Raw genomic sequence first — 24,799 nt, forward strand, 5'->3', positions numbered from 1 at the left:
ATAGCGGGCAGGATCAGGTCTCGTCATCTCAGACCATTAACCCCATGGATTCCCCGTGTGAATCCTGCTCCCTGGGGACTTCTGCAACAAAGCCGTGCCGCCCCGCCAGTATCGCCATAAAGCCCCGTAATCACAGCGATTTTCAGGTGTAACCGCCTGTTCCCACTTATTCCCGCATCTCTGCAGGAACTGGTGTCAAACAACACCGGTTGTAGCGCGACGGCAAAAACTGCAGAGTTTTACACCGAAAACTGCAGCAGAGCAGTTTTGCCCCGGAGTGCGTCTTGTAGCCGGGAAAAGGGGGCCGTGAAGGCCCCCTGAAACATCGATCCAAAAGCCCTGTTCAGCCCCGCTCTGCCGGAGCGGAATCGCCCTTGGCAAAACGCAGGATCACGCACCCCGCCAGACCCGCCACGAAGGAACCAAGAAGGATGCCGATCTTCGCTTCATTCTGCAGTTGCGGATCGGCAAAGGCGAGAAGGCTGATGAAGAGGCTCATGGTGAAGCCGATCCCGCAGAGCAAGGCGACGCCCAGCACCTGCATCCAACTTGCCCCGGCAGGCAGGTCGACCAGCCCGCTGCGCACCAGCAGCACGACCGCGCCGAAAATGCCGATCAGTTTGCCCACCGCCAGGCCAAGCGCGACACCAAGGGTGACCGGGGCGGTCAGCGCCTCCAGGCCCATGCCTGCAAAGCTGACCCCGGCATTGGCAAAGCCGAAAATCGGCACGATGACAAAGGCGACCGGGCGGATCAGCGCATGTTCCAGCCGGTGCAGGGGGCTTTCATGCGGCGCAGCCTCGGGGGTGCCGGGTGTCCGTTTCAGCGGAACACAGAGCGCGAGCAGGACACCCGCGATGGTCGCATGGACGCCCGAGCGCAGCGTGAAAAACCAAAGCAGCGCGCCAAGAGCCAGATAGGGCCAAAGCCGCATCTGGCCAGACCGGTTCAGTGCAATGAGCCCTGCCAGAACCAAGGCGGCAAGGCCAAGATCCATCGGCGAGATACCGTCGGTATAGAAGATGCCGATGACGATCACGGCACCAAGGTCATCGATGATGGCAAGGGCCGCCAGAAACACCTTGAGAGAGACCGGCACCCGCGGCCCGAGCAGCGACAGAACGCCAAGCGCAAAGGCAATATCGGTGGCCGAGGGGATGGCCCAGCCATGGGCGGCCCCGGTGTCACGCGTCATCAGCAGATAGAGCAATGCCGGCACGCCCATACCTGCGACGGCGGCCGCGCCCGGCAGGATCCGGCGCGGCCATGAGGACAGATGGCCATCGACGATCTCGCGTTTGATCTCCAGTCCGACCATCAGGAAGAACACCACCATCAACGCATCGTTGATCCAGTGTTGCACGGAGAGCGGGCCAAGATAGATGTGGAGCGCGTCGAAATAGGCCGCCGATAGCGGCGAATTGGCGGTGATCAGCGCAAGCGCTGCTGCCGCCATCAGGATGATGCCGCCTGCGGCTTCACTGTCGAGAAAATGCCGGATTGTATTCTGAATGCGCCCACGCATGACGCCCTCCTTCCAGAAACGGGTTTCAACCAGTCTCCGTATTCGAGGAAGGCATCCCCGGGCGCACGCAGCACACGCCTTGGGCCCAAGATAGGACCAGACCGTAAGGTGTCAAGACCGGTTCGGCGGGCCAGATTTTCGGATTGCCCGTTTTCAGATGGCCTGCGTCGCGACCGGCGCTTTGGTCAGGATGCGGCGGGGCACCGGCGCAGATCCCAGCCCTTGGTCACGCCTTGGCAGAAGGTTCGCGCAGATAAAGATAAAGCGGCAGCGCCAGCGAGAGGCCAACGCAGAAGCCCGCCGGAAGAACCAGCCACCAATGTCTAAGTCCGCGTTCGGCCGCGTCACGCCAGGACCAGAACCAGAAGACCGGGATGGCGATCAGCACATCCGCGGAGAAGCCGCCCGCGGCCCCATTGGCGAACAATGATGTGATGAACAATGGGATATCCAATCCGTTCAGGGCAAAGAAACGGCCAAAGAACAGCCATGGCACCAGGGTGCCGATCACCGCCATAAGCAGGTAGAAACGTTTGACGGTCATCGGGGTTCTTTCCTTCACGCTATGCGATAGTCGGCGCAACCTTAGCCCGGGCTGGTGGCAAGATGCCATGCGGCGTTTGCGCCCGTTGCATCGGGGCAGGGGCACCGCGCCCCCTTTCCCCTGCGGGTGCTTGGCGTTAAACAGCGCGGGCACGACATAGGGGGCAGGCGCATGGCTCGGATTCTCATCACTTCGGCGATTCCCTATATCAACGGGATCAAGCATCTGGGGAACCTTGTCGGTTCGCAGCTGCCCGCCGATCTGTTTGCGCGCTACAAGCGCGGGCGCGGCGATGAGGTGATGTTCATCTGCGCCACCGATGAGCATGGCACCCCGGCCGAACTGGCCGCGGCAAAGGCCGGCAAGCCGGTTGCGGAATATTGCGCCGAGATGCACGGGGTTCAGGCCGAGATCGCAAAGGGCTTCCGGCTGTCCTTTGACCATTTCGGGCGTTCCTCCAGCGAGCGCAACCATCTGCTGACCCAGCATTTCGCGGGCAAGCTGGCCGAGAACGGCCTGATCCGCGAAGTATCTGAAAAGATGATCTATTCCATCGATGATGGCCGTTTCCTGCCTGACCGCTATGTCGAAGGTACCTGCCCGAATTGCGGCTACGATTCCGCGCGCGGCGATCAATGCGACAATTGCACCAAGCAGCTGGACCCGACCGATCTGATCAACCCGCATTCGACGATTTCGGGGTCCACCAATCTGGAACTGCGCGAGACCAAGCACCTTTACCTGATGCAGCGCGCGTTGAAGGACAAGATCGAGGCCTGGATCGACAGCAAGACCGACTGGCCGCTGCTGACCACCTCGATTGCCAAGAAATGGCTCAATGACGGCGATGGCCTGCAGGATCGCGGCATCACCCGCGATCTGCATTGGGGCATCCCGGTGAAGAAGGGCGACCAGCCCTGGCCGGGGATGGAAGGCAAGGTCTTCTATGTCTGGTTCGATGCGCCGATCGAATATATCGCGGGCACGGCGGAATGGGCCGATGCCAATGGCAAGCATGATGCCGACTGGCAGCGTTGGTGGCGCACCGACAAGGGGGCGTCCGACGTCACCTATTTCCAGTTCATGGGCAAGGACAATGTGCCGTTCCACACGCTCAGCTTCCCGGCGACGATCCTTGGATCGGGCGAGCCGTGGAAGATGGTCGATTACCTCAAGTCCTTCAATTACCTGAATTATGATGGCGGCCAGTTCTCGACCTCGCGCGGGCGCGGCGTGTTCATGGATCAGGCGCTGTCGATCCTGCCGTCGGATTACTGGCGCTGGTGGCTGCTGAGCCACGCCCCGGAATCCTCGGATGCAGAATTCACCTGGGAAAACTTCCAGGCTTCGGTGAACAAGGATCTGGCGGATGTGCTGGGGAATTTCGTCAGCCGGGTCACCAAATTCGCCAAGTCCAAACTGGGCGAGGCGGTGCCGGAAGGCGGCACCTTCGGCCCGCAGGAAGAGGCGCTGATTGCCGATCTGACGACCCGGATCCGCGATTACGAAACCTTCATGAACCAGATCGAGGTACGCAAGGCCGCGGCTGAGCTGCGCGCGATCTGGGTGATCGGCAACGAATATCTGCAATCGGCGGCGCCCTGGAGCGCGATCAAGACCGATCCGGCCCGGGCCGAGGCGATGATCCGTCTCAGCCTGAACCTGATCCGCATCTATGCGATTCTGTCGCGCCCCTTCATCCCGGATGCAGCGCAGACCATGATGGACGCGATGGGCAGCAGCGACTGGACATGGCCCGAGGATGTGCCCGCCGCGATCGCGGCGCTTGCCCCGGGTCACGCCTTCAGCGTGCCGGAAAACCTGTTCCGCAAGATCACCGATGAAGAGCGCGCCGATTGGCAGCAACGCTTTGCCGGGACACGGGCCTGATATCAGGCAGACCAAAACGACAAAGGGGGCCGCGAGGCCCCTTTTGCTTGGCGGTTTTTGTCGTTCAGTGCCTAGTTCGCGATATGCTGGACCGAGGTGAACAATTCCAGCTCCGGCGGGCCTGCATAGATCTCGCGGTGGCTGCCCGCGCCTTTATGGGCGGCACGGAAGGCCTCGGATTGCGTCCAGGCCTGGAAATCACCCTCGCTTTCCCAGACAGTATGCGAGGCGTAAAGCGTATGATCTTCGCGCGCAGGTCCCTTCACCAGATGGAAGGACACGAAACCCGGCACCTGCGGCAACTGGCTGTCGCGCGCCTTCCAGATCGCCTCGAAGGTCGCCTCATGCCCCGGCTTGATGCGGAAACGGTTCATCGTCAGATACATGGCATCCCCCTTCGGCCAGATCGGAAATCGCTGGATGCGCGCAACGGGAGAGGGGGACGCTTGCGCTCTGTCTGGCTTCCCGGCGAAAATCGGGGCAATAAGGCGCAAGGTCAAGGGCCTGCCGTCCTCAGGGGGGAAATGTCGCAATGAAACTTTGGGTGGGCCTTGGCAATCCGGGCGCGAAATATGCGGGCAACCGGCACAATATCGGCTTCATGGCACTGGATCTGATCGCGCAGGATCACGGCTTTTCCGGCTGGAAGCGCGGCTTTCAGGGGCTGGTCTCCGAGGGGCGGTTCGGATCGGAACGGATCGTGCTGCTGAAGCCCGAGACCTTCATGAACCTGTCCGGCCAATCGGTGGGTGAGGCGATGCGATTTCACAAGCTGACGCCCGATGACGTAACAGTGTTCCATGACGAGCTGGACCTTGCGCCGGGGCGCATCCGGGTGAAGACCGGCGGCGGGCACGCGGGCCATAACGGCTTGCGCTCCATCCATGCCCATATCGGCGAGGCCTATCACCGCGTGCGGCTTGGCATCGGCCATCCGGGCCACAAGGATGCAGTGGCGGGCTATGTGCTGCATGATTTCGGCAAGGCCGATCAGGCTTGGCTGGATGATCTGCTGCGCGGCATCGGCGACGGGGCTGCGGCGCTTGCGGCGGATGATGCGGCGCGGTTCCTCAACGCGGTTGCCTTGCGCACCGCGCCACCACGCGCCTCCACCGGGCAGCAGCGTGAGGGGGGGCCGCGCGGGAAGGCTCCGCAAGAGAGCAAGGCTGACGCGCCCGCCAAACCCGCGCCCAGGGCTGATGCGGTGCCCGCGCCGAAGCTCGCACCGCAGGCAGAGACCCCCGATACCCGTAGCGCGCTGCAAAAGCTGGCAGATCGTTTCCGCTGAAACGCCCGTGCCTCGCCAGGGGTTGCCATTGCCGCTTTGCTGGCTAGGCTGCCCGCAACAGGAGACCCCCTATGCAACAGATCCCGCTGGGCCAGACCGGCCTGACCGTTTCCGAGTATTGCCTTGGCACCATGACCTGGGGCACCCAGAACACCGAGGCCGAGGCGCATGAACAGATCGCCTATGCCTTGGGGCAGGGCGTCGGTTTCTGGGACACCGCCGAGATGTATCCGACCAATCCGGTAAAGCCTGAAACTGCCGGGAATACCGAGGCGATCATCGGCAATTGGTTTGCCGCCCAAGGCGGGCGCGACAAGGTGGTGCTGGCGACCAAGATCGTGGGCGCAGGCAATCTGCGCGAAGACGGCATCACACCCACATCCTTCACCGAGGCGCTTGAGGCATCGCTGCGCCGTCTCAAGACCGATTACATCGATCTTTATCAATTGCACTGGCCCAATCGCGACAGCTATCACTTTCGCGAAAACTGGGCCTATGTGCCCAAGACCGACCGCGCGGGCACGCTTGCGCATATGCAAGAGGTGCTGGAGGTCGCACAGGCGGCGGTGAAGGCAGGCAAGATCCGCGCCATTGGCCTGTCCAATGAAACCGTCTGGGGCACGGCGCAATGGTTGCGGCTGGCCGATGAGATGGGCCTGCCGCGCATGGCCACGATCCAGAATGAATATTCGCTGCTGCATCGCGGGTTCGACACAGATTGGGCCGAGCTTTCCGCGATGGAGAATATGCCGCTGCTGGCATGGTCGCCGCTGGCCGCAGGGCTGCTTTCGGGAAAATACGCCGGAGACGTGATCCCCGACCGCACCCGCCGCAGCGTCAACCCGACCCTGGGCGGACGGGTCACCCCGCAGGTCTTTCCTGCGATCTCGGCCTATCTGGGGCTTGCCCGCGATCATGGGCTGGATGCGTGCCAGATGGCGCTCGCCTTCTGCCGCACCCGGCCCTATCCCTGCATTCCGATCATTGGCGCCACGACCATGGACCAACTGCGCAGCAATATTGCGGCGGCCGATCTGCGCCTGTCGGACGAGGTTCTGGCCGGGATCGCGGCGATCTGGCGCGAACATCCGGCCCCGTTCTGAGAGCGGCGTGACGCGGGTTCGTGACTTGCCAAATCAGCGGCGTTTCGGCCATCTGGGGCGCAGGGATCGGGCTTTGGGGGGATGATGCGGTTCGCGGTGGGACTTCTGCTTTGCGGGGTTTTGGCAGGGTGCCAGCTGGGTTTGCCTTTTGGCAAATCCGAAGCCCCGGCATCTGAAGCGCCAAGTGCTGCCGCCGCTGGCGTGACTGCCGCGCCCGGCACAATCACCGGGGGGCCCATCACTGGCGGCCCGATTTCTGCGGCACCTGTTGCGGTGACATCTGCCACCGCAGGTGCCGCCGTCGCAAAGCCGGCCGCTAAACCGGGGGACCTGACCGCAGGCCCTGCGATCCCTGCCGGCACCATCGCCGCCAAAGGCACGCCGTCCGCGCCCGAGGTCACCCCGAAATCCGATGCCGCCACAGCGGAGGCGACCGCGCCAGAGGCACCCGCCCCGGAGGAGGAGGCCGCACCCGCCGCGCCAAAATCGCCGATGCAACTTGCCTGCGAAAAGTCACGCGGCACATGGCGTGACACGGGCGGCAAGGGCATCAAATCCTGTGTCTTCAGCACCCGCGATGGCGGCAAATCCTGCCGCCGGGAAAGCGATTGTGACGGGGCCTGCCTTGCGCGTTCGGGCACTTGCGCGCCGCTCAAGCCGCTGTTTGGCTGCAACGACATTCTTCAGGCCGATGGCCGTCAGGTGACATTGTGTATCGATTGACCGTGTTGAAATTGGCCACCCTCGCGCTGCTGGCGCTGACCGCCTGTGGCGCGCCCAAACCCGAGATCCGCCAAGCCTATCGCAATCAGGGCCAGCCGATCTATTCGAATGCGGTGCTGGACCCGGCACGGCTGCAAGGGGATTGGCACCAGGTCGCGAGCTTTGCCGCAAGCCCGGGGGGCTGCAAACCCGGCGGGGTGCGCATTGGCGCGCCGCAGGGGGCGAGCATCCCCTTGCAGGCTGATCTTTGCCTTGGCGGGGCGCGGCAACGCTTTGCGGGTCAAGCCGCGCTGCCGGTGCCGGGCCGACTGATCCCGGAGACGGCCACGCCACAGGGCATCACCCAGCCCTGGTGGATCATCTGGGCAGATGTCGATCTGCGCACGCTGGTCATCGGCACCCCCACCGGCGAAATGGGGTTCATTCTGGAGCGCAGCGGTCGTCTGCCCGCCGACCGCCTGACCGCCGCGCGCGAGATCCTGGACTGGAACGGCTACGATCTGGGCCGGTTGCAGCTGTTCTGAAGCCTGCTGCCAAAAGTCAGCGGCCCCTCAAAGTCTGCGGCCTAAAGTCTGCGGAATGTCGGCCTTTGCGTCGCATTGTCGAAGAAGGGCACGCCGGGCTGGCTGCCGCCCGACAGGATCAGCGCAACCTCTGACAGCACCACCTCGGTGATGAAGGGCAGGTCCAGCCGCCGCACTTCCGACAAGGCGATCCAGTGCAGATGTGACAGCTCGTCCTCGGCCCCCGAGAAATCATCACTGTCGCCATGAATCGCTGCCGCATCGGCCAGAAAGAACCGCGCGTCAAAGCGGCGCGGGCGCCCCGGCGGGGTGATGGCGCGGAAGATCAGGCGCAATCCCGACGCCTCGGGGACAAGGCCACGCGCGGCAAAGCCTGCCCATCCGGCAGGGGCGGTGCCGGGCCAGGCACCGGGGCGGCCCAAGGCAAGTCCGGTTTCCTCGAACACCTCGCGGATGGCGGCGGCGGCAAGGGCCTCGGGGCCGGGGGCATCTGCGGCCAGCAGGGCTGCACAGGGGCCAGGCAGACCGGCGGCCAGCGGCACATGGGCGTCGCCCGCATCGACCGCGCCGCCCGGAAAGACGTATTTCGACGGCATGAAAGCCGCACCTGCGCCACGCTGACCCATCAGCACTTCGGGGCCTTGCGGCCCCTTGCGGCTCAGGATCACAGTGGCGGCAGGGCGGATCGGCAGATCAGCCGTCATTGCCGAAACCATGCATCCGGCGCGACCATTGCAGCGCGACGAACGCCCCCTTGATGCGGGGCAGCAGCCACAGCGTCAGCCCCACCGAAAGGACCGAAAACCCCGCCATCAGGATGAAGGGATCGGGGCGGAAGCCCAGAAACGCCCACATCATCGCAGGGATCACGATATGGGCGACGACCAGAATGGTGATATAGGCCGGGCCGTCATCGGCGCGTTGATGATAAAGCTCTTCGCCGCAGGCGGGGCAGGTCTCGCGCACCTTCAGATAGCCACGCAGCATCGGCCCGGACCCGCAATTGGGGCAGCAGCGCTGCCAGCCGCGCAGCACTGCGGGCCAGATCGGACGTTCTTCACCCTGCCCGGATAGGGCATTGCCGGACAAAGCGGTGCTGAGGTTCGAATCCATCTTGGCCTCTGAATCCTGTAAACGGTTCCTGTCGCTGTCACAGATCATAGGCATCCCGCCCCGGCACGGATAGGGGGCAGCACAAACATGCGCGCTAAAGTCGCATTTGGGCACGGTCTGCGGAAAATCCCGGCAGGCGCGACGGAAAGCGCGGGCTGCTGCGTTGATGCTGTGACGGTCGCAAGGAGCGGCCGCAGGTTTCGCAACACAGGACACGCACCATGCAGAAACGGACGCTTGGATATTCGGTGGCGCTTGGGCTCATTCTCGTGGGCGGGTTGGGATCGGCCGCCTTGGCGGATCGCGCCCGCGATGCACGCCCGCCGATGGGCATGATGATGATGCCGTTTGGTGGCCCGTTCGGGGGGCCGGATTTCGACTTTGACGCGGTCGATGCCGATAAGGATGGCAAACTGACCCCGGCAGAGATCAAGGCCTATCGCGCGGCCCAGTTGAAGGCGATCGACATCGATGGCGATGGCAATATCTCGGCCGATGAACTGGTCGCCGCGCAGTTGAAGCAGATCGAGGCGCGGCTGCGCGCCGGGGCAGACCGCCGGATGCAGGATCTGGATGCCGATGGCGATGGCACGGTGAGCGTGGCCGAGCTGATCGGCGGGGCGGAGCCGCGCATCGGTGGCAAGATGTTGCAGCGGATCGACACCGATGGAGATGGTGCCATTTCCAAGGCCGAGCTCGATGCCGCCAAGGCCCGGATGGCTGAGCGCGGCAAGGGCAAGCGCGGCGGCCCCGGCTGGGATCGTGACCATGGCCCCGGCCACGATCATGAACACCGGCCGCATGGCAAGAAGCGTGGCCCCGGGCCGGACCATGGCCCCGATCATGGCCCGGCAGATGGCCCGGATGCCCCGCCGCCGCCCGCTGAAGGCGCAAACTGAGGCAAGGTTTGGCGGGCTGGAGATCCGGCCCGCCAACCCGTCAGGTCGGGCGATCCGGTCTGAACCTGAACGTTTCGGCAGGCCGCTTGCTCGCCTGCCTTGCACGACGACACTCGGCAGGGCGCATGGCTTGCCGGGGCACGGCCCGAAGGGTAATTCTGGACCGCGATGACAATGCCGCTTGATGATCTGGCCGAGCTTGCCGACGAGGATCTGCTTGCCCGCTATGCGCAGGGCGAGCCGATGGCTGCGCGGGTGCTGGTGCTGCGGTTGACGCCGAGGGTCTTGGGCTATGCGGCGCGGCTGCTGGGTGACCGGGCCGAGGCCGAGGACGTGACGCAAGAGGCGCTGTTGCGGCTGTGGCGGATCGCGCCGGACTGGCGGCGCGGTGAGGCGCAGGTGCTGACCTGGCTGTTCCGGGTGGTGACCAATCTGGTGACGGATCGCCATCGGGCGCGGCGCAGGCGCGGCGCGGCGGCACTGGATGACGCCCCCGAAATTGCCGATCCGGGCCCCGGCGTGGTGGGACGATTGATCGAGGCCGACCGGATGGCGGCGCTGGATCAGGCACTGGCGCAACTGCCGGACCGGCAGCGCCAAGCCGTGATCCTGCGCCATCTGGAGGGGATGACCAACCCCGAGATTGCCACGGTGATGGAAATCGGGGTCGAGGCGGTCGAAAGTCTGACTGCGCGTGGCAAGCGCGGCCTAGCCGCGCTGCTTGCCGGACAGCGGCCCGAACTGGGATATGAGGATGAGGCGGATGTGGCGTGACGGGACATTGCTTCGGGGGCTGTGCCTGCCGCCGCGCCGCGGGCAGGGCCGCGCCCTGCAGGCTGGAGGTGTGAGATGACGCCACGGGAACTTGATGGGATGCAGCTCGACACATTGCTGGAGGCCGCCCGCTTGCAGAACCTGCAGCCCTCGCCTGCACTTCTGGCGCGGGTCATGCAGGACGCCTGCGAAATGCAGCCGCAACCGGCACTGACGCCGGTGCCCCGCCCGTCAATGCGCGGCGGTGTGCTGATGCAGATCCTGGCGCTGTTCAGCGGCTTTGGCGCGGCTGGTGCCGGGCTGGCCACGGCTGGCCTTGCCGGGATCTGGCTTGGTTTTGCCCAGCCGGCACCCTTGGCCACCCCGGTCGAGGCGGTCAGCGCGGTGCTGCAGGGCGCAGGCGATGACGCGATCGACGGCGAGGATGCGGATATGGTGGAACTCATTCCCAGCTTTGACGGCTGGCTTGCGGAGGGTTGAGGCATGGCGCGTGACGTGACAGCGACGAAGCCTTCAGGCCCGCGCGGGGCCAAGTTTTGGAAACGTGCCTTCCTTGCCTCGCTGGCGGTGAATCTGCTGGTGCTGGGCGTGATTGGCGGGGCCTTGCTGAAAGGCCCGCCCGAGCCCAGGGATAAAACCCGAGATGCCGGATTTGGTCCCTTTGCCGGTGCGCTGGACGAGGCGGATCGCAAGGAATTGCGGCGCGACTTCATAGAGCGCAGCAATGGTGGCGCGGCATTTCGCGCAGGGATGCGCGCCGATATGGAGGCGGTCTTGCAGGCCCTGCGCGCCGAGCCCTTCGATCCGGCCACACTTGATGCCGCGATGGCGCAGCAGGGCAGCCGCTTTTCCGACCAGATGGCCCTGGGTCGCACATTGCTGCGTGACCGGATCGTGGCGATGACGCCCGAGGCGCGGTTGCGCTTTGCCGAACGCCTTGAGGACAGCCTCAAGCGCCATGGCGATGGCCGCAAGGGCGGCCCCAAACCCTGATGGCCGATGGCAACGGCGTGCGGCCCTTCAGGGCTGCGCGCCGCTCAGCCGCACCTGGTTGCGGCCCCCCGCCTTGGCCAAGAGCAGCGCCCGGTCGGCGCGTTCGATGACGGCGGTGATCGCCTCGGATTGCGCATCCGGCAGGCCGGGCCGGGCCAGAGCCAACCCGATCGAAACTGTGACCGTCAGCGCAACTCCATTGCGCAGTTGGATCGGGTGCGCCTGAACCACCTCACAAAGCCGTTCGGCGGTGCGCTTGGCATCGGTCAGGCCCGCATCGGGCAGCGCGACCAGAAATTCCTCGCCCCCGATGCGCGCGACCAGATCTGAGGCGCGCAGGTTGTCGGTCAGCCGTTGCGACACCTCGACCAGCACAGTGTCACCCGCCCCATGACCATAGGCATCGTTGACGGCCTTGAAGCGATCCAGATCGATGACCATCACGGCAAAGCTGCCTTGGGTCGCAAAGGCGCGCCCGGCAATGCTTGCCAGGCGGGGCAGGGCGTAGCGGCGGTTATATAGCCCCGTCAACGGATCGATCACGGCGAGCCGCAATCCGCTTTGCACCGAGGCGCGCAACCGATCATCCGATTGTTTGGTGCGGATCAGGTTGTTCAGATGCACCGCGACTTCTTCGGTCGAGACCTGGCCATGCAGGACGAGATGCGCGCCCATGTCATAGGACATCGCAATGTCGTCGGTGGTCGCATTGCATTGCAAAAGCACGATCCCGGCATGGCGGGTGCTTGAGCGCGAGCGCAGTTCCGACATCAGGCGCAGCCCGGCATAACCGGGCTCGATATCGATCAGAAACAGATCGGGGACCGCGGCATTGACCGACATAAGGCTGTCAGACAGCGCCTCGGCCCGGTTCAGCACCTGCAGGCGATGCGACAGACGCGGCGCAAGCTCTTTGCGCAGCCGCATTCCGACTTCGGCCCGTTCGGTGACCAGCATGATATGACCGGCAGGCGTGAAGGGGGCACCGGCTTCCGCCAATCCCAGCGTTTGCAATGTGTCGTCGCGCTGGCCAAGTTCGGCCAGCGATTCCCTTGCCCGCATCAGGTTGCGCAACCGCGCCATCAGGATCGCATCCGGGACGGGGCGGACAAGGCAATCTACCGCCCCGGCGGAGAGCGCCGCAATGCGGCTTTGCGGGTCGTTGCGATCACTTTGCATCACCACCGGAATGGTGCAGGTCAGTGGGTCGGCGCGCAGCCGCCGCAGCACTTCCAGCCCGTCAATATCGGGAAGGTCGAACTTCAACAGGATCAGATTTGGCTGCATGTCGCGGGCCAGCGCAAGACAGCTTTGGCCATCCGCCGCGGTCATCGGATGGTAACAGGCTGCGGCAAGACGCGCCTTGCCGACGATGCGTTCGGTCGCGACATCGTCGGCGATGAGTATTCTGCCAGTCATGAGCCGATCCGTCGCGTTATCTGCTTTACGTTAGACTACATTCTTCCCTTAAGTGGTTAAGAAATGCTTTCGGTTTGTTAAGGATGCGGGCGATGAGCGCGGCCTTCGGGCCGATTTTGCCGGAAAGGATGCGCGATGCGGCAGGAATCCGCTGAAACCTTTGCCCTGCAGGCCTTGGGCTGGCTGCTGACACAGGACGAGTTGTTGCCGCAATTCCTGTCTGCCAGCGGCGCCGCGCCGCAGGATCTGCGCGATCTGGCGCAGGATCCGGTGTTTCTGGGGGCTGTGCTCGATTTCCTGCTGGGGGATGATTCCCTTGTTCTGGGCCTGAGCGCGGCCCTGAACTGCCCGCCGGAACAGCCGTTGCAGGCGCGCATGGCGCTGCCGGGAGGGGCAGGTCCGCACTGGACCTGAGGCGCGTCACATGACGGGGACGGCGCCTGCGATGTCGGCGCCGGACCTTGCCGGGGCAGGGCTTGCCGCTATGCTGACCCCAGGCCCGAACAGGGGCACCAAGCGGGAGAGACGAATGATCCGGGGTGTGATCTTCGACAAGGACGGCACATTGTTCGATTTCCGCCGCAGCTGGAGCGGCTGGGCTCTGCGCGTGCTGGAGGCGCTGAGCGATGATCCGGCGCGGCGCGCCGATCTGGCCGCTTCGATCGGGTTTCTGCCCGAGACGATGGATTTTCATCCCGACAGCCCGGCGATTGCGGGCACCGCACCCGAAGTGGCCGAAGCGATGCTGCCCCATTTGCCGGGCCATGATGCGGCAACGGTAATTGCGCGGATCAATCAGGCGGCGGCAGGCGCGCGGATGGAGGAGGCGGTGCCGCTGCGGGCGCTTCTGGAGGATCTGCGCGCGCGGGGCCTGCGGATCGGCCTTGCCACCAATGATACCGAGGCCCCGGCCGAGGCACATCTTGCCGCGCATGGTGTGCGCGATCTGTTCGATTTCGTTGCAGGATATGATTCCGGGCATGGCTTCAAGCCTGGTCCGGGCCAGCTTCTGGCCTTCTTGTCTGCAACTGGCTTGCGGGGGGCAGAAGTGGCGATGGTCGGCGACAGTCTGCATGACCTGGAGGCCGGGCGTGCGGCGGGCATGGCGCGGGTCGCGGTGCTGACCGGCATCGCCACAGCCGCCGATCTGGAGCGTCATGCCGATGTCGTGCTGGCCGATATTGGTCATTTGCCCGGCTGGCTGGATCGGCAATCCGTCTGAGGCGTGGCGCGGCCCTGTGTCGCATATTGCATTTGCGACGGATTTTGTCGTAAAAATTGTATTCATCACAATGCGTCCCGCGCATTCTGGCCCTGTCGGGGCTGCGGATCGCGCGATCTGAAGGGGCAAGAAATGACACAGGCGGTGGTGGGATCGACAACTGGGGGATCGACAGTTGCGGGCGGGACCGGGGATGACGGTGCCGAGGCTGGCCGGGGCGAGCGCCGCGCCCGTCCACCCGTCCGCGATCCGGGGCTTGACCAGCGGCCATGGGGCCCCGCGCGACTGAGCGACCCGCCGCTTTCGCCGCTGTCACCCGAGGGCGAGGCCGCGATCCTTGCGGCGGTGTTGCACCTTCTGTCGGAAACCGGCGTTGATTTTGGCAGCACCGATCTGGCGCGCCAGCTGCGCGCGGCGGGGTGTCGCGTGACCGGCAGCCATGTGCGGATGCCAGCAGACTTCGTGACAGAGATGTTGGGCCGCGTGCCCGCCCGTTTTACCATCACCCCGCGCAACGCGGCGCGCGCCCTTCATCTGGGCGAGGGGCAGATCCATTTCGGCCCGATCTCGTCGGCGACCCATGTCTGGGATCTGGAGCGTGGCAAGCGGATCGGCGATTTCGCCGCGTTCCGCGACATGATCCGCCTGTCGCAGATGTTCAACTGCGTGCATTTCATGGGGGGCTATCCGGTGGAGCCCGCCGATATCCCCGTGCCCGAACGTCATCTGCGCTGTATGGCGGAAATGCTTCGCCTGACCGACAAGACCTGTCATGCCTATGCGCTGAACCCGGCACAGGCCGAAGAGTCGATGGAGATGGTGCGGCTGGCGGCCAATCTGTCGCCCAGTGAGTTTGCCGCGGCCCCGCGCATGTTCACCAATATCAATCCGGTTTCGCCGCTGCGGCAGGAGGCTGCGGTGATGGAGGCGGCGCTGCGCTTTGCCCGCAATGGCCAGCCGGTTTGCGTGACCGCCTTTGCTGTGGCGGGTGCCACCGCCCCGGCCTCAACAGCCGGTGCGGTGGTGCTGGCCTTGGCAGAGGCGCTGTCGGCGGTGGTCGCGCTGCAATGGCTGGTGCCAGGGACGCCGGTGATGCTGGGGGCTCTGATCCCGATCGCAGATGGCTTGAGCGGGGCACAAGTCTACAGTGGGCCCGCCTCGGCCCGCATGATCCAAATGATCGGCCAGATGTGCCGCCGCTTCGGGCTGCCCTTTCGGGCCTCCGGCGGCTGCACGGCAGCGATCCCCGATGGCCAGAGCATCTGGGAAGGGGCGCAGGCGCTGGAGGCCGCGCAACGGTCGGGGGCGACGATGGTCTATCATGCGGCGGGGTGGCTGGAGGGTGGCCTGACCGCCAGCCCCGAGAAATTCCTGATGGATTGCGAGATCTTGCAACGCATGGCTCGTTACGAAGACCCGGACCTGACCGCAACCGACCCGGTCTCGCTTGCGGTGGCGCAGATCGAGGCGGCGGTGCGCGGCGTCGCGGGCTTTGCCGCAAGCGGCCCCCATCCGGGCGGCACCGGATTTCTGGCCGATCTGCGCCCCTATGAGGGGCGCCAGCAAGAGGGCGGCATCTGGACCTCGGAACGCGCGCATCGTCTGGCCGCGCGTTTGCTGGATGAGGCGCAGGATCCCCCGCTGGATCACGCAGCCCAGGAGGCATTGGCGCGGTTCGAGGCAGCCGCCCGGCTGGTTTGAAAGAACGCGCCGCGTGCGCGAAATGGAAAACGGGCCGCAGGGATCTGCGGCCCGTTTCCTCGTGAATGCGTGGCTGGGATCAGCGGCTTTTGCCGGTTGCCGCCGTCAGCGCCTGATCCAGATCCGCGATGATATCGGCTGCCGTCTCGATCCCGATGGAGATGCGCACAACGTTGGGCGCGGCGCCGGCCTTGACCTGCGCCGCCTCATCCAGCTGACGGTGGGTGGTCGATGCCGGGTGGATGATCAGCGACCGGGTATCGCCAAGGTTTGCGACATGGCTGAACAGTTTCAGACTGTCGACCAGCTTCACGCAGGCCTCATAGCCGCCCTTCACGCCCACGGTGAACAGCGCACCCGCGCCCTTGGGCACGATCCGCGCCACGCGATCATGATAGGGTGACGAGGCGAGCCCCGCCCAGGTCACGCCTTCCACCCGCGGATCGGCCTCCAGCCATTCGGCGACGGTCTTGGCGTTTGCGACATGGCGTTCCATCCGCAGGCCAAGCGTCTCGATTCCCATCAGCGTGTAATGCGCGCCTTGCGGGTTCATCGTCATGCCAAGATCGCGCAGACCGACCGCGATGGAATGGAAGGTGAAGGCCATGCCACCAAGCGCCGCATGGAAGTTGAGCCCGTGATAGGCGGGTTCGGGGGCGGCCAGCGAGGGGAACTTGCCCGAGGCCGACCAATCGAACTTGCCGCTATCGACCACCACGCCGCCGGTGACGGTGCCATTGCCGGTCAGGTATTTTGTGGCCGAATGCACAACCAGCGTCGCGCCGAAATCGATCGGGCGGCACAGATAGGGGGTGGCGGTGGTGTTATCGACGATCAATGGCAGGCCGACCTCGGCTGCGACCTTGCCGACCAGCTCCAGATCGGTGATGACGCCGCCCGGATTGGCGATCGTCTCGCAGAAGATCGCGCGGGTATTGTCGTCAACCGCCGCCTTGATCGCATCGGCATCATCGAAATCGACAAATTTGGCCGACCAGCCGAATTTGCGGATCGTGTTGGAAAACTGCTGGATCGTGCCGCCATAGAGCCGGGTCGAGGCCACGACATTGCAGCCCGGCCCCATCAGCGGGAACAGCGCCATGATCTGCGCCGCATGGCCCGAGGAGCAGCAGACTGCGCCCACCCCGCCCTCCAGCGCCGCGACACGCTCGGCCAGCGCGCCGACGGTCGGGTTGGTCAGGCGGGAATAGATGTAGCCAACCTCTTGCAGATTGAAGAGCTTGGCCGCGTGATCGGCATCACGGAACACATAGGCGGTGGTCTGATAAATCGGGATCTGGCGCGCGCCGGTGGCAGGATCGGGGTTTGCGCCGGCATGAATGGCCAGCGTGTCGAAGCCAGGTTGTTTATCGGTCATGGAAAGCTCCTCCGTTGCGGGCGGGAGCCTAGGCCGGTGCGCAGGGGCAGGCAATGGGGGACGCGGCCATTCCGCGTCCAATGCCGGGTTTCAGAAGATTGTCTGCGTGGGGCCGGGCCTAGAAGACGATAATATCCTGCGTGGTCAGCGTGGCACCAGGTTGCAGCGTGGCCAGCAGCACCGGGGCCGCAGCACCCGTGCCATCCACATCGAACCAGACGGTGTTATCGCTGGGATGCCAGATGATCCGGTCGGAGGCATGGCCGACGGGGCCGATATGGAAGGCCGCCCCCGGCAACACGCCCACCGACAAGCCACCGCCAAGGGCTGTGCTGATGCGGATCGTATCGGTGCCGCTGATGAAGTCGGTGATGATATCGCCGCCCTCCGACAGCGCGCCAAAGACAAAGGCATCGGCACCCGCACCACCAGTCAAGAGATCCGCGCCGGTGCCGCCCTGCAATGTGTCATTGCCCGCATCACCCCACAGCGTGTCATTGCCGCTGCCCCCCTGAAGGATGTCATTGCCGACCCCGCCGCGCAGCTGGTCGTTGCCCGCGCCGCCCTCCAGCCGGTCATTGCCGCTGCCGCCTTCCAGCGTGTCATTGCCGCTGCCACCTTGCAGCAAGTCATTGCCGACCCCGCCGCGCAGCAGGTCGCTGCCCGCGCCGCCCTCCAGCCGGTCATTGCCGATACCACCGTCCAGCGTGTCATTGCCGCTGCCGCCTTGCAGCAGGTCATGGCCATTCCCGCCGCGCAGCACATCGTTGCCGGTGCCGCCTTTCAGACGGTCATTGCCGGTGCCGCCATCCAGCGTGTCATTGCCATCACCGCCCAGCAGCGTGTCATTGCCGCCCATGCCTTGCAGCAGATCATTGCCCTTGCCGCCCCAAAGCTGGTTCGCGACATTGCTGCCCTGCAGCCGGTCATCCGCGTCAGAGCCGATGGCCCCTTCGATGGAGATCAGCCGGTCGCCCTCGGCGCGGCCAGTGCCGGCAAAGCTGTTGGCCAGCGACAATGTCACGGCCTCGGTGCCGCTGTGATCGACCCAGTCGAAGCCCGCGCCACCATGGAAGCGTTCAGCCTGATAGCCGGGGCGGAAGGTGTCGTTGCCGCCTTCGCCGCGCACCTCGCCCTCGATCCAGCCGATGCGATTGTCGAAAATGTCATTGCCGCCACCCAGCAAGACATTGCCGGTGATCAGGCTTTCATTGACGATGAAATCGACGCCTCTCGAGCGGTCCAGACCGTCATAGGCCACATCGCCCCAAAGCAGGCCGCGATTGATGAACTCCACGCGCCCCGTATCGGATTGGCTGTGGCGCACGATGCCGATATCGCCGCCACCGATGCGGTATTCGTTCTGCATCCAGACGAACCCGTTGCTGCCGGTGCGCAGGCTGATGCCATAGGCCGATCCCATGATCTCGCCACGATTGCTCAGCGTGGCGCTGCCGCGCAGCATGACGGCGGTGAAACTGCCAAGGATATTGCCTTCTTCCAGCACTTCCAGCCGGTTGCCGGTGCTGGTCACCTTTGATCCCAGCTCGACCCCGTGCTGGGTGCCCGACAGCGTGCCCGTGACGCGGACAAGGTGGTTGCTGCCCAGACCCGAGATGGCTGACCCGGAATCGGAGGTGATCGAGATCGCGCGCGGGATCAGCGCATCATCGCCATTTTGCAGGACCAGCAGGGTCTTGCGGCCGGTCAGGTTCTGGCTGGGAACGAACAGCGCCATCGTTGATCCTCGTGCTTATTGCGCCTGCAAGATAACGGCCCTTGGCGATGGATGCACCCCCAAACCTTGCGGCAGGGGGGCGCGCCGCTCAGCGGAACCAGTATCCCTCTTTTTTCAGCATGTTGCGAATGACCTGCTCGCGCCGGGGCAGGTCGTTGCGGTCGAACAGGGCGCGGGCCTTGGCACCTTTGGGCTGGTAGACCAGTCGCTTGATCGGCTCGTGCTCTTTCAACACGCGCTTCACCGCATTGGGCGCGCAGGCGGCTTCCAGCGCGGCCACCACCGCATCGCTTTCGCGGGCATAAAGCAGACTCAGGCTGCGGTAATGACAGGTCACATCGGCGTCCAGCCCCGCCAGTTCCGGCCCTGGCCGTCCGCCGCCAAAGGAATGGATCACCAGCGGCAGCGCCACCTGATCCAGCCAAGGGTCCAGCACCTGACATTCCAGCGCAGAGGGGCGGTTGTTGCGGATTTCGCGCGCATAGGACAGGTAGCGTTCCCCAAAGGCGCGCGGGCTTTCATGGAAGAACCAGCCCGCATTGAAATAAAGGTAACGCTTCCAGTATTCGTCGGGCTGGCTGAGATCGAGGCTGCTTTCGTAATCCAGACCGAAGCGGTCATAGAGCGATTTCCAGATCTCGCCATAGCCCGGCCCATACAGCTCGATTTCGGGCCAGGTCCCTTCGCGCCGCATCGAGGCAGAGGGGCGGGTGAAATCAAAGCCCACGCTGCCAAGGTCGCCACAGATCAGCGTATCGGTGTCGAGGAACAGGAAAGGCTCATCGGGTAGGGCGGTCAGCGCCTCGATCTTGTTGCCATAGGGGTAATGTTCGCCAAAGACCTGATTGTCGAAGGGCAGAAACTCGGCCCCCAGATGGGCCAGAAGATCGCGGGTGGTCTGGTCGGTCAGGCGCGGATCGCCCGACCAGCGCGGGCCGGGTTGCGGCTCTGCCAGATAGAGCTTGCCTGCGAAATCGGGATTGCTTTGCCGCAGGGACGCCGCCAGCAACACGGCCTCATATTGCAGCCGACCAGCCTGGACCACGGCAAGAATGTTGAATTTTTGCCCCGCAGGCGCAGGAATTGTCCCTGAGGCTTGCGCGGGGGCGGTGACTTTTGACATGATGGCAAGGCCTGTTTTCTGCTTTGCCGCAGGTTACAGGTGCAGGACAGGGGCGTCAAAATTTTCGTGACCGGGTCGGGGATTTGCCGCAGCCAAGGGGCGCTGGCGGTTTTGAAAGGTGTGATAAAACGTGCATATGATACTCGTGATTTGCGGCGGCCTGATGCTGGCGGCCGTTTTTGCCCTGTTTGGCAGGCTTTGGGGCCATGACATGGCCGGGCTGGTGCAGGGCTTGCGCTGGTTCATTCCGGTCTGGGCCGGGGTTGCCTTGGTGAATATGTGGGTCGGCGTGACCAAGGCGGGCTATAGCGTCGCGCAAGAGACGCCGATCCTTGCCGTGGTCTTTCTGGTGCCCGCAGCCCTTGCCGTTCTGGCAATCTGGCAGATGGGGAGGGCCTGAGCCATGGCAGGCACGGCAACGGAGGCTGCGCAGGCCGCGGCCCATCATGCAGGCGGGGTCGATCTGACCGCGATCGTGGTGCTTCTGGCGGCCGCGGTGGTGGCGGTGCCCTTGTTTCGGCGCGTCGGGCTCGGCTCGGTTCTGGGCTATCTGGCGGCGGGTCTGGCCATCGGGCCATACGGCCTTGGCTTCTTTCATGACGCGCAATCCATCATCCATGTCGCCGAGCTGGGGGTGGTGCTGTTCCTGTTCGTGATCGGGCTGGAAATGCAGCCCTCGCGTCTTTGGTCGATGCGGGGCGAAATCTTTGGCCTTGGTCTGTTGCAGGTCGGTCTTGCGATTGCGGCGCTGATCTGGGTCGGCATCCTGCTGGGCTATCCGGTGGCGGCAAGTTTTGTCGCGGGCACCGGCTTTGTGCTGACCTCAACCGCCATCGTCATGCAGATGCTGGATGAGCGGGGGCAGATGGCGCAGCCCAAGGGGCGGCGCATCATCGCGATCCTGCTGCTGGAGGATCTGGCCATCGTGCCGCTTCTGGCGGCGGTGGCCTTCCTTGCACCGGGCGGGGCGGATGCCACGCTGATGGACCGGCTGCAAAGCGTGGGCATAGGCCTTGCGGCCATCGTCGCGCTGGTGCTGGCGGGGCGCTATCTGCTAGATCCGATGTTCCGGCTGCTCGCGCGGTTCGGCGCGCGCGAGGTGATGACGGCGGCGGCGCTGCTGGTTGTGCTTGGCGCGGCCGTGCTGATGCAGGCGGGTGGCCTGTCCATGGCGATGGGGGCCTTCCTTGCCGGGGTGCTGCTGTCGGAATCCACCTTCCGCCACCAGCTTGAGGCAGATGTGGAGCCCTTCCGGGGGCTTTTGCTGGGCCTGTTCTTCCTTGGCGTCGGCATGGCGCTGGATCTGAACATCATCGCCGCCAACTGGGTGGTGATCGTGATTTCGGTCCCGGCCTTCATGATCCTGAAAATGGCAGTGATCTATGGCGTGGCGCGTCTGACCAAGGCCGACCGGGCCGAGGCGCTGGAACGCACGGTGCTGATGGCGCAGGGCGGCGAATTTGCCTTCGTGCTTTATGCCAGTGCCACGCAATTCGGCATCCTGACCCCGGAATGGAACGCCAACCTGACCGCGATCATCATCATCTCCATGGTGCTGACGCCGTTGATGGTCATCGTCCATGACCGCCTGGCCCCCAAACCCGTGCCGTCGATGGATGGGGTGGACGCGGTTGATGGCCTGTCGGGCCGGGTGCTGCTGATCGGTTTTGGCCGCTTTGGCCAGATCGTCAGCCAGCCGCTTCTGGCGCGCGGGCATTCGCTGTCGATCATCGACACCGATCCGGGGTCGATCCGCATGGCCGAGGAATTCGGCTTCAAGGTCTATTACGGCGATGGGGCGCGGCTGGATATCCTGCACGCCGCGGGGGCGGCCAATGCCAGCCTGATCGTGGTCGCGGCCTCTGGGCGCGACACGATCTCGCATATCGTGGAACTGGCACGGCATGAATTCCCGCTGGTGCCGGTGCTGGCGCGCGCGGTTTCGCGGCAACACGCGCAGGAACTGCTGCAACATGGCGCGGCCTACCAGATCCGCGAGACCTACGAATCCGCGATGGTCATGGGCCGCGAGGCGCTGTTGCAGATGGGTGAGGATCCCGAGGTGGTGGAGGAGGTGATTGCCACCGTCCGCGCCCAGGATGCCGAGCGGATGGTGCTGGAACAGGCCGGCGGCATAGATGCCAGCAAGGCGCTGATCCATGGCAATATCGGGCAGGCCGGGGCAGGGCACTGATCCCGGTCCGACTGTCGCAATAAACTGAAAAAGGCCGGGCGGTTTGCCCGGCCTTTTTTCTCTTCTGCCCCCTTGCGTCTTAAGCCTTTGGCGTGAAGCGCAGGCTGAGGCAGGACATGCCGCCATCGATCTTCGCACATTCGCTGTTGCCGATCTCACGCACATCATACCCGGCGGCCAGCAGCCGGTCGCGGGTGCGCGGAAATCCCGCCGCCATCAGCACCAGATCGTTGAAGCGAATCGCGTTGGCCGCGGCCTCCTCGCCCTCGGCCACATCGATCAGGCGATAGCCATTGAAACAGCCCGAATCGGAAAGGCGTTTTGTGGAAAGGATCGTCTCTGCATCCATCAGCGAACAGTCGGTCTTGAAATGCAGGACGCCCGGCGGGGTATGCACCTCACGCACCACCGCGCCCCAATCGGCGGTCAGGCGCGCAAGCTCGGCAATGCCCGCCGCATTGGTGCGGGCAGAGCGGCCCACGAGGATCTCTGTCTCGGTCATCAGGATATCGCCGCCCTCGATGAAACTGCCGGGTTCGGCGATCACCCGCAGATCGCCGTAAAGGCTCGCCAGATTTGGGGCCATCTCTGCGGCCTCGCCCAAGCGGCTGGGCGCACCGGGGCGCATGATCACCGCGCCTTCGGACAAGCAAAGCGCGGTATCCTCCACAAAGACGCTGTCAGGATATTCCTCCAGCGCGGCCAGTTCGATCACCGTGGCACCAGCCGCGCGCAGCGTCGTGATGTAGTCGGCATGATGGGCCTGCATCAGCGCCAGATCGGGATTGCCGGTATCCACCGCCCGCAGCCCCGCGATGATCGAGGTTGCGGGCCTGCGCGTGATCGCATGGGTAAAGCGGAAGGAACGGTCGGTCATTGCGGTCTCCTTTTCCGCAGGCTAGCGCGGCAGGAACCAAGGTGACGGACCAGACACGACATGAGATGTCGCCCCCGAGCGGGGATCTTCGCTTAAATCGTTGCATTTCAGGAAGATGGTGGGCGACCCTGGAATCGAACCAGGCACGAGTCGCCTCGGCGGAGTTACAGTCCGCTGCCGCACCTTGCAGCACGTCGCCCACTGACGGGGGATGTATCCGGGGGGGGCGGGGGCGTCAAGGGTGAAATGTCAGGATTTTTGCTTGCACCTGTCGGGCTGCCCGGCGCATTGTCCGCGCCACGATGAAAAGGATGGAATGCATGAGCGGCGGCGCCAAGAAACCGGCCTGGGTGATCGACAAGGAACGTGCGCGGCGCGCCTCCGAGAAGGAAACCGTCTGGCTTTTCGGGCTGCACGCCGTGCGCGATGCGTTGGTGAACCCGGCTCGGCAGAAGCTGCGGCTGGTGCTGACCAAGAATGCCTATGACAAGCTGGCGGACGCGGTCGATGCGGCAGGGATGGAGCCGGAGATTGTCGATCCGCGCAAGTTTTCCGTGCCGATCGATGAGGGATCCGTGCATCAGGGGGCTGCTCTTGAGGTGAAGCCGTTGAACTGGGGCAAACTGGCCGATGTGGCGATTTCGGGCGAGGGCGCGCCGCTGGTCGTGCTGCTGGACCGGGTGACCGATCCGCATAATGTGGGGGCGGTGCTGCGTTCGGCCGAGGTGTTCGGTGCCCGGGCGGTGATCGCGCCGCGCCACCATTCTGCGCCTGAGACCGGCGCGCTGGCCAAGACGGCCAGCGGTGCGCTGGAGCGTCAGCCCTATCTGCAGGTGACCAATCTGGCCGATGCGATGCAGGAACTGCGCGAGATGGGTTATATCCTGCTGGGCCTGCATGGCGAGGCAGAGATGACGGTGGCCGAGGCGGTGGCCGAGGCCGGCAGCCGCCCCATCGGTCTGGTGATGGGGGCCGAAGGGCCGGGCCTGCGCGAGAAAACCCGCGAGACCTGTGACCACCTGGTGCGCATTCCCTATCCGGGCGGGTTCGGCTCGCTGAATGTCTCCAATGCGGCGGCGGTGGCGCTTTATGCGGTGTCGCAACGCTGAGCGGGCAGGGATGGGATGTTCTGCGGATCGCGACAGGTCACAGTGTCGCGACCACCGCTTTAAGGTTTTCGCAAGTTTCCCATATCAGGGTGACGGAGCGGGTCTGGAACCCCCGTCCCTTCCTTTACTGTCCCTCGTTCCACACCTTGCGCCCGGGCCTCTGCCTCGGGCGCTTTTTTATCTGCAATCCGCATAAGGGGGCGTGACATGGCCGAAACAGATGCCGAGATCCGCGAGATCCTGCAGGAGACCAAGGTGATTGCCGTGGTGGGCTGGTCGCCAAAGCCGGATCGGCCGAGCCACCGGGTGGCGGCTTTCCTGAAGTCAAAAGGCTATCGGGTGATCCCGGTCAATCCCGGTGTCGCGGGGGCGCAGGCCTTGGGTGAGGTGGTGCGCGGCTCTTTGTCCGAGATTGGCGATGCGGTCGACATGGTCGATATCTTCCGTCGCTCGGAGGATGTGCCGGAGGTGGTGGAGGCCGCACTGGCCCTGGACGGGGTGAAGGTGATCTGGATGCAGCTTGGCATCGCGCACCCGGAAGCTGCAGCGCGGGCCGAGGCTGCGGGCATGAAGGTCGTGCAGAATCGCTGCCCCGCCATCGAGATCCCGCGCCTGGGCCTTTGAACAGTTTGGCCTGAAAGCCCCGATTTTTCGTCGAAAAA

General features: G+C 64.6%; 26 protein-coding genes and 1 tRNA gene. 16 read left to right on the forward strand and 11 right to left on the reverse strand.

Going from position 1 to position 24,799, the window contains the following annotated elements; all coding sequences use genetic code 11:
* Window positions 1–343 precede the first annotated feature (343 nt).
* Window positions 344–1,525: a Na+/H+ antiporter NhaA gene (nhaA, locus tag GBJ34_RS00030; RefSeq protein WP_151717206.1), complete on the reverse strand. Its 1,182-nt coding sequence runs from the start codon at window positions 1,523–1,525 to the stop codon at window positions 344–346.
* Between the two features lie 226 nt (window positions 1,526–1,751).
* Window positions 1,752–2,069 carry a DUF2834 domain-containing protein gene (locus GBJ34_RS00035; protein ID WP_151717207.1) on the reverse strand — a complete coding sequence of 106 codons (318 nt, stop codon included), beginning with the start codon at window positions 2,067–2,069 and terminating at the stop codon, window positions 1,752–1,754.
* A gap of 171 nt (window positions 2,070–2,240) precedes the next feature.
* On the opposite strand from GBJ34_RS00035, the gene metG reads away from it, so the two are divergent.
* Window positions 2,241–3,959, forward strand: a complete 1,719-nt coding sequence (metG, locus tag GBJ34_RS00040; protein ID WP_151717208.1) for a methionine--tRNA ligase — start codon at window positions 2,241–2,243, stop codon at window positions 3,957–3,959.
* A gap of 71 nt (window positions 3,960–4,030) precedes the next feature.
* Here metG and GBJ34_RS00045 read toward each other — a convergent pair whose 3' ends face one another.
* Window positions 4,031–4,345: an antibiotic biosynthesis monooxygenase family protein gene (locus tag GBJ34_RS00045; protein ID WP_151717209.1), complete on the reverse strand. Its 315-nt coding sequence runs from the start codon at window positions 4,343–4,345 to the stop codon at window positions 4,031–4,033.
* Window positions 4,346–4,491: 146 nt separating this feature from the next.
* On the opposite strand from GBJ34_RS00045, the gene pth reads away from it, so the two are divergent.
* The 4 genes from pth to GBJ34_RS00065 all read left to right on the forward strand — a co-directional run bounded on the left by pth (window position 4,492) and on the right by GBJ34_RS00065 (window position 7,597).
* On the forward strand, window positions 4,492–5,247 hold the full coding sequence (pth, locus tag GBJ34_RS00050) for an aminoacyl-tRNA hydrolase (RefSeq protein WP_151717210.1): 756 nt from the start codon (window positions 4,492–4,494) through the stop codon (window positions 5,245–5,247).
* A 71-nt stretch (window positions 5,248–5,318) separates the two neighbouring features.
* Complete coding sequence (locus GBJ34_RS00055) at window positions 5,319–6,350, forward strand: aldo/keto reductase (protein ID WP_151717211.1); 1,032 nt, start codon at window positions 5,319–5,321, stop codon at window positions 6,348–6,350.
* Window positions 6,351–6,623: 273 nt separating this feature from the next.
* The gene (locus GBJ34_RS00060) at window positions 6,624–7,073 is read left to right on the forward strand and encodes a hypothetical protein (RefSeq protein WP_151717212.1); all 450 of its coding nucleotides are present in this window, start codon (window positions 6,624–6,626) and stop codon (window positions 7,071–7,073) included.
* On the forward strand, window positions 7,061–7,597 hold the full coding sequence (locus tag GBJ34_RS00065; RefSeq protein ID WP_226340991.1) for a lipocalin family protein: 537 nt from the start codon (window positions 7,061–7,063) through the stop codon (window positions 7,595–7,597). Before GBJ34_RS00060 ends, GBJ34_RS00065 begins: the two co-directional genes overlap by 13 nt.
* Before the next feature lie 41 nt (window positions 7,598–7,638).
* On the opposite strand, the gene GBJ34_RS00070 is transcribed toward GBJ34_RS00065, so the two are convergent.
* Window positions 7,639–8,301, reverse strand: a complete 663-nt coding sequence (locus GBJ34_RS00070) for an NUDIX hydrolase (RefSeq protein WP_192931062.1) — start codon at window positions 8,299–8,301, stop codon at window positions 7,639–7,641.
* Window positions 8,291–8,710, reverse strand: a complete 420-nt coding sequence (locus tag GBJ34_RS00075; RefSeq protein WP_151717214.1) for a DUF983 domain-containing protein — start codon at window positions 8,708–8,710, stop codon at window positions 8,291–8,293. The genes GBJ34_RS00070 and GBJ34_RS00075 overlap by 11 nt, the downstream gene beginning before the upstream one ends.
* A 221-nt stretch (window positions 8,711–8,931) precedes the next feature.
* Here GBJ34_RS00075 and GBJ34_RS00080 point away from each other — a divergent pair, with 221 nt between their 5' ends.
* The 4 genes from GBJ34_RS00080 (at window position 8,932) to GBJ34_RS00095 (ending at window position 11,376) form a co-directional block, all read left to right on the forward strand.
* Complete coding sequence (locus GBJ34_RS00080) at window positions 8,932–9,609, forward strand: EF-hand domain-containing protein (RefSeq protein ID WP_151717215.1); 678 nt, start codon at window positions 8,932–8,934, stop codon at window positions 9,607–9,609.
* A 168-nt stretch (window positions 9,610–9,777) separates the two neighbouring features.
* On the forward strand, window positions 9,778–10,383 hold the full coding sequence (locus GBJ34_RS00085; protein ID WP_151717216.1) for an RNA polymerase sigma factor: 606 nt from the start codon (window positions 9,778–9,780) through the stop codon (window positions 10,381–10,383).
* A gap of 75 nt (window positions 10,384–10,458) precedes the next feature.
* A complete protein-coding gene (locus GBJ34_RS00090) occupies window positions 10,459–10,863 on the forward strand; it encodes a hypothetical protein (protein WP_151717217.1) in 405 nt (134 codons plus the stop codon).
* Between the two features lie 3 nt (window positions 10,864–10,866).
* A complete protein-coding gene (locus GBJ34_RS00095; protein ID WP_151717218.1) occupies window positions 10,867–11,376 on the forward strand; it encodes a periplasmic heavy metal sensor in 510 nt (169 codons plus the stop codon).
* 27 nt (window positions 11,377–11,403) lie between these two features.
* On the opposite strand, the gene GBJ34_RS00100 is transcribed toward GBJ34_RS00095, so the two are convergent.
* Window positions 11,404–12,795: a diguanylate cyclase gene (locus tag GBJ34_RS00100; protein ID WP_151717219.1), complete on the reverse strand. Its 1,392-nt coding sequence runs from the start codon at window positions 12,793–12,795 to the stop codon at window positions 11,404–11,406.
* A 135-nt stretch (window positions 12,796–12,930) separates the two neighbouring features.
* On the opposite strand from GBJ34_RS00100, the gene GBJ34_RS00105 reads away from it, so the two are divergent.
* From GBJ34_RS00105 to GBJ34_RS00115, 3 genes are all read left to right on the forward strand, one after another.
* Entirely contained in the window at window positions 12,931–13,209 is a 279-nt protein-coding gene (locus GBJ34_RS00105) for a DUF3572 domain-containing protein (RefSeq protein ID WP_151717220.1), read from the forward strand.
* A 115-nt stretch (window positions 13,210–13,324) separates the two neighbouring features.
* Window positions 13,325–14,017, forward strand: a complete 693-nt coding sequence (locus GBJ34_RS00110; RefSeq protein ID WP_151717221.1) for an HAD family hydrolase — start codon at window positions 13,325–13,327, stop codon at window positions 14,015–14,017.
* Window positions 14,018–14,149: 132 nt separating this feature from the next.
* A complete protein-coding gene (locus tag GBJ34_RS00115) occupies window positions 14,150–15,718 on the forward strand; it encodes a trimethylamine methyltransferase family protein (RefSeq protein ID WP_151717222.1) in 1,569 nt (522 codons plus the stop codon).
* 79 nt (window positions 15,719–15,797) lie between these two features.
* Here GBJ34_RS00115 and GBJ34_RS00120 read toward each other — a convergent pair whose 3' ends face one another.
* The 3 genes from GBJ34_RS00120 to GBJ34_RS00130 form a co-directional block, all read right to left on the reverse strand.
* On the reverse strand, window positions 15,798–17,096 hold the full coding sequence (locus GBJ34_RS00120) for an O-acetylhomoserine aminocarboxypropyltransferase/cysteine synthase family protein (RefSeq protein WP_151717223.1): 1,299 nt from the start codon (window positions 17,094–17,096) through the stop codon (window positions 15,798–15,800).
* Between the two features lie 118 nt (window positions 17,097–17,214).
* A complete protein-coding gene (locus tag GBJ34_RS21125) occupies window positions 17,215–18,834 on the reverse strand; it encodes a calcium-binding protein (protein ID WP_151717224.1) in 1,620 nt (539 codons plus the stop codon).
* A gap of 88 nt (window positions 18,835–18,922) precedes the next feature.
* Window positions 18,923–19,957 (reverse strand): hypothetical protein, encoded by a 1,035-nt coding sequence (locus GBJ34_RS00130; protein WP_151717225.1) that lies wholly within the window; start codon window positions 19,955–19,957, stop codon window positions 18,923–18,925.
* A 136-nt stretch (window positions 19,958–20,093) separates the two neighbouring features.
* On the opposite strand from GBJ34_RS00130, the gene GBJ34_RS00135 reads away from it, so the two are divergent.
* Window positions 20,094–20,357 carry a hypothetical protein gene (locus tag GBJ34_RS00135; protein WP_226340992.1) on the forward strand — a complete coding sequence of 88 codons (264 nt, stop codon included), beginning with the start codon at window positions 20,094–20,096 and terminating at the stop codon, window positions 20,355–20,357.
* A gap of 3 nt (window positions 20,358–20,360) precedes the next feature.
* Window positions 20,361–22,151 (forward strand): monovalent cation:proton antiporter-2 (CPA2) family protein, encoded by a 1,791-nt coding sequence (locus GBJ34_RS00140; protein ID WP_151717227.1) that lies wholly within the window; start codon window positions 20,361–20,363, stop codon window positions 22,149–22,151.
* Between the two features lie 79 nt (window positions 22,152–22,230).
* Here GBJ34_RS00140 and GBJ34_RS00145 read toward each other — a convergent pair whose 3' ends face one another.
* Window positions 22,231–23,028: an arginine deiminase family protein gene (locus tag GBJ34_RS00145; RefSeq protein WP_151717228.1), complete on the reverse strand. Its 798-nt coding sequence runs from the start codon at window positions 23,026–23,028 to the stop codon at window positions 22,231–22,233.
* A gap of 116 nt (window positions 23,029–23,144) precedes the next feature.
* Window positions 23,145–23,228: transfer RNA gene (locus GBJ34_RS00150), tRNA-Tyr, on the reverse strand.
* A 120-nt stretch (window positions 23,229–23,348) separates the two neighbouring features.
* On the opposite strand from GBJ34_RS00150, the gene rlmB reads away from it, so the two are divergent.
* Entirely contained in the window at window positions 23,349–24,137 is a 789-nt protein-coding gene (gene rlmB, locus GBJ34_RS00155; RefSeq protein ID WP_151717229.1) for a 23S rRNA (guanosine(2251)-2'-O)-methyltransferase RlmB, read from the forward strand.
* 207 nt (window positions 24,138–24,344) lie between these two features.
* Window positions 24,345–24,761 carry a CoA-binding protein gene (locus GBJ34_RS00160; protein ID WP_151717230.1) on the forward strand — a complete coding sequence of 139 codons (417 nt, stop codon included), beginning with the start codon at window positions 24,345–24,347 and terminating at the stop codon, window positions 24,759–24,761.
* Window positions 24,762–24,799 lie beyond the last annotated feature (38 nt).

Source organism: Gemmobacter serpentinus (genome assembly GCF_008973825.1).
GTDB lineage: Bacteria > Pseudomonadota > Alphaproteobacteria > Rhodobacterales > Rhodobacteraceae > Gemmobacter > Gemmobacter serpentinus.

What these genes read in the sequence shown, in the direction of transcription:
- GBJ34_RS21125 (WP_151717224.1), bottom strand. Translation starts at nt 18,834, where the DNA reads ATGGCGCTGTTCGTTCCCAGCCAGAACCTGACCGGCCGCAAGACCCTG.
- GBJ34_RS00105 (WP_151717220.1), top strand. Translation starts at nt 12,931, where the DNA reads ATGCGGCAGGAATCCGCTGAAACCTTTGCCCTGCAGGCCTTGGGCTGG.
- GBJ34_RS00145 (WP_151717228.1), bottom strand. Translation starts at nt 23,028, where the DNA reads ATGACCGACCGTTCCTTCCGCTTTACCCATGCGATCACGCGCAGGCCC.
- GBJ34_RS00035 (WP_151717207.1), bottom strand. Translation starts at nt 2,069, where the DNA reads ATGACCGTCAAACGTTTCTACCTGCTTATGGCGGTGATCGGCACCCTG.
- GBJ34_RS00095 (WP_151717218.1), top strand. Translation starts at nt 10,867, where the DNA reads ATGGCGCGTGACGTGACAGCGACGAAGCCTTCAGGCCCGCGCGGGGCC.
- rlmB (WP_151717229.1), top strand. Translation starts at nt 23,349, where the DNA reads ATGAGCGGCGGCGCCAAGAAACCGGCCTGGGTGATCGACAAGGAACGT.
- nhaA (WP_151717206.1), bottom strand. Translation starts at nt 1,525, where the DNA reads ATGCGTGGGCGCATTCAGAATACAATCCGGCATTTTCTCGACAGTGAA.
- GBJ34_RS00135 (WP_226340992.1), top strand. Translation starts at nt 20,094, where the DNA reads ATGATACTCGTGATTTGCGGCGGCCTGATGCTGGCGGCCGTTTTTGCC.
- GBJ34_RS00085 (WP_151717216.1), top strand. Translation starts at nt 9,778, where the DNA reads ATGACAATGCCGCTTGATGATCTGGCCGAGCTTGCCGACGAGGATCTG.
- GBJ34_RS00115 (WP_151717222.1), top strand. Translation starts at nt 14,150, where the DNA reads ATGACACAGGCGGTGGTGGGATCGACAACTGGGGGATCGACAGTTGCG.
- GBJ34_RS00160 (WP_151717230.1), top strand. Translation starts at nt 24,345, where the DNA reads ATGGCCGAAACAGATGCCGAGATCCGCGAGATCCTGCAGGAGACCAAG.
- GBJ34_RS00100 (WP_151717219.1), bottom strand. Translation starts at nt 12,795, where the DNA reads ATGACTGGCAGAATACTCATCGCCGACGATGTCGCGACCGAACGCATC.
- GBJ34_RS00110 (WP_151717221.1), top strand. Translation starts at nt 13,325, where the DNA reads ATGATCCGGGGTGTGATCTTCGACAAGGACGGCACATTGTTCGATTTC.
- GBJ34_RS00075 (WP_151717214.1), bottom strand. Translation starts at nt 8,710, where the DNA reads ATGGATTCGAACCTCAGCACCGCTTTGTCCGGCAATGCCCTATCCGGG.
- GBJ34_RS00045 (WP_151717209.1), bottom strand. Translation starts at nt 4,345, where the DNA reads ATGTATCTGACGATGAACCGTTTCCGCATCAAGCCGGGGCATGAGGCG.
- GBJ34_RS00120 (WP_151717223.1), bottom strand. Translation starts at nt 17,096, where the DNA reads ATGACCGATAAACAACCTGGCTTCGACACGCTGGCCATTCATGCCGGC.
- GBJ34_RS00055 (WP_151717211.1), top strand. Translation starts at nt 5,319, where the DNA reads ATGCAACAGATCCCGCTGGGCCAGACCGGCCTGACCGTTTCCGAGTAT.
- GBJ34_RS00080 (WP_151717215.1), top strand. Translation starts at nt 8,932, where the DNA reads ATGCAGAAACGGACGCTTGGATATTCGGTGGCGCTTGGGCTCATTCTC.
- pth (WP_151717210.1), top strand. Translation starts at nt 4,492, where the DNA reads ATGAAACTTTGGGTGGGCCTTGGCAATCCGGGCGCGAAATATGCGGGC.
- GBJ34_RS00070 (WP_192931062.1), bottom strand. Translation starts at nt 8,301, where the DNA reads ATGACGGCTGATCTGCCGATCCGCCCTGCCGCCACTGTGATCCTGAGC.
- GBJ34_RS00090 (WP_151717217.1), top strand. Translation starts at nt 10,459, where the DNA reads ATGACGCCACGGGAACTTGATGGGATGCAGCTCGACACATTGCTGGAG.
- metG (WP_151717208.1), top strand. Translation starts at nt 2,241, where the DNA reads ATGGCTCGGATTCTCATCACTTCGGCGATTCCCTATATCAACGGGATC.
- GBJ34_RS00130 (WP_151717225.1), bottom strand. Translation starts at nt 19,957, where the DNA reads ATGTCAAAAGTCACCGCCCCCGCGCAAGCCTCAGGGACAATTCCTGCG.
- GBJ34_RS00140 (WP_151717227.1), top strand. Translation starts at nt 20,361, where the DNA reads ATGGCAGGCACGGCAACGGAGGCTGCGCAGGCCGCGGCCCATCATGCA.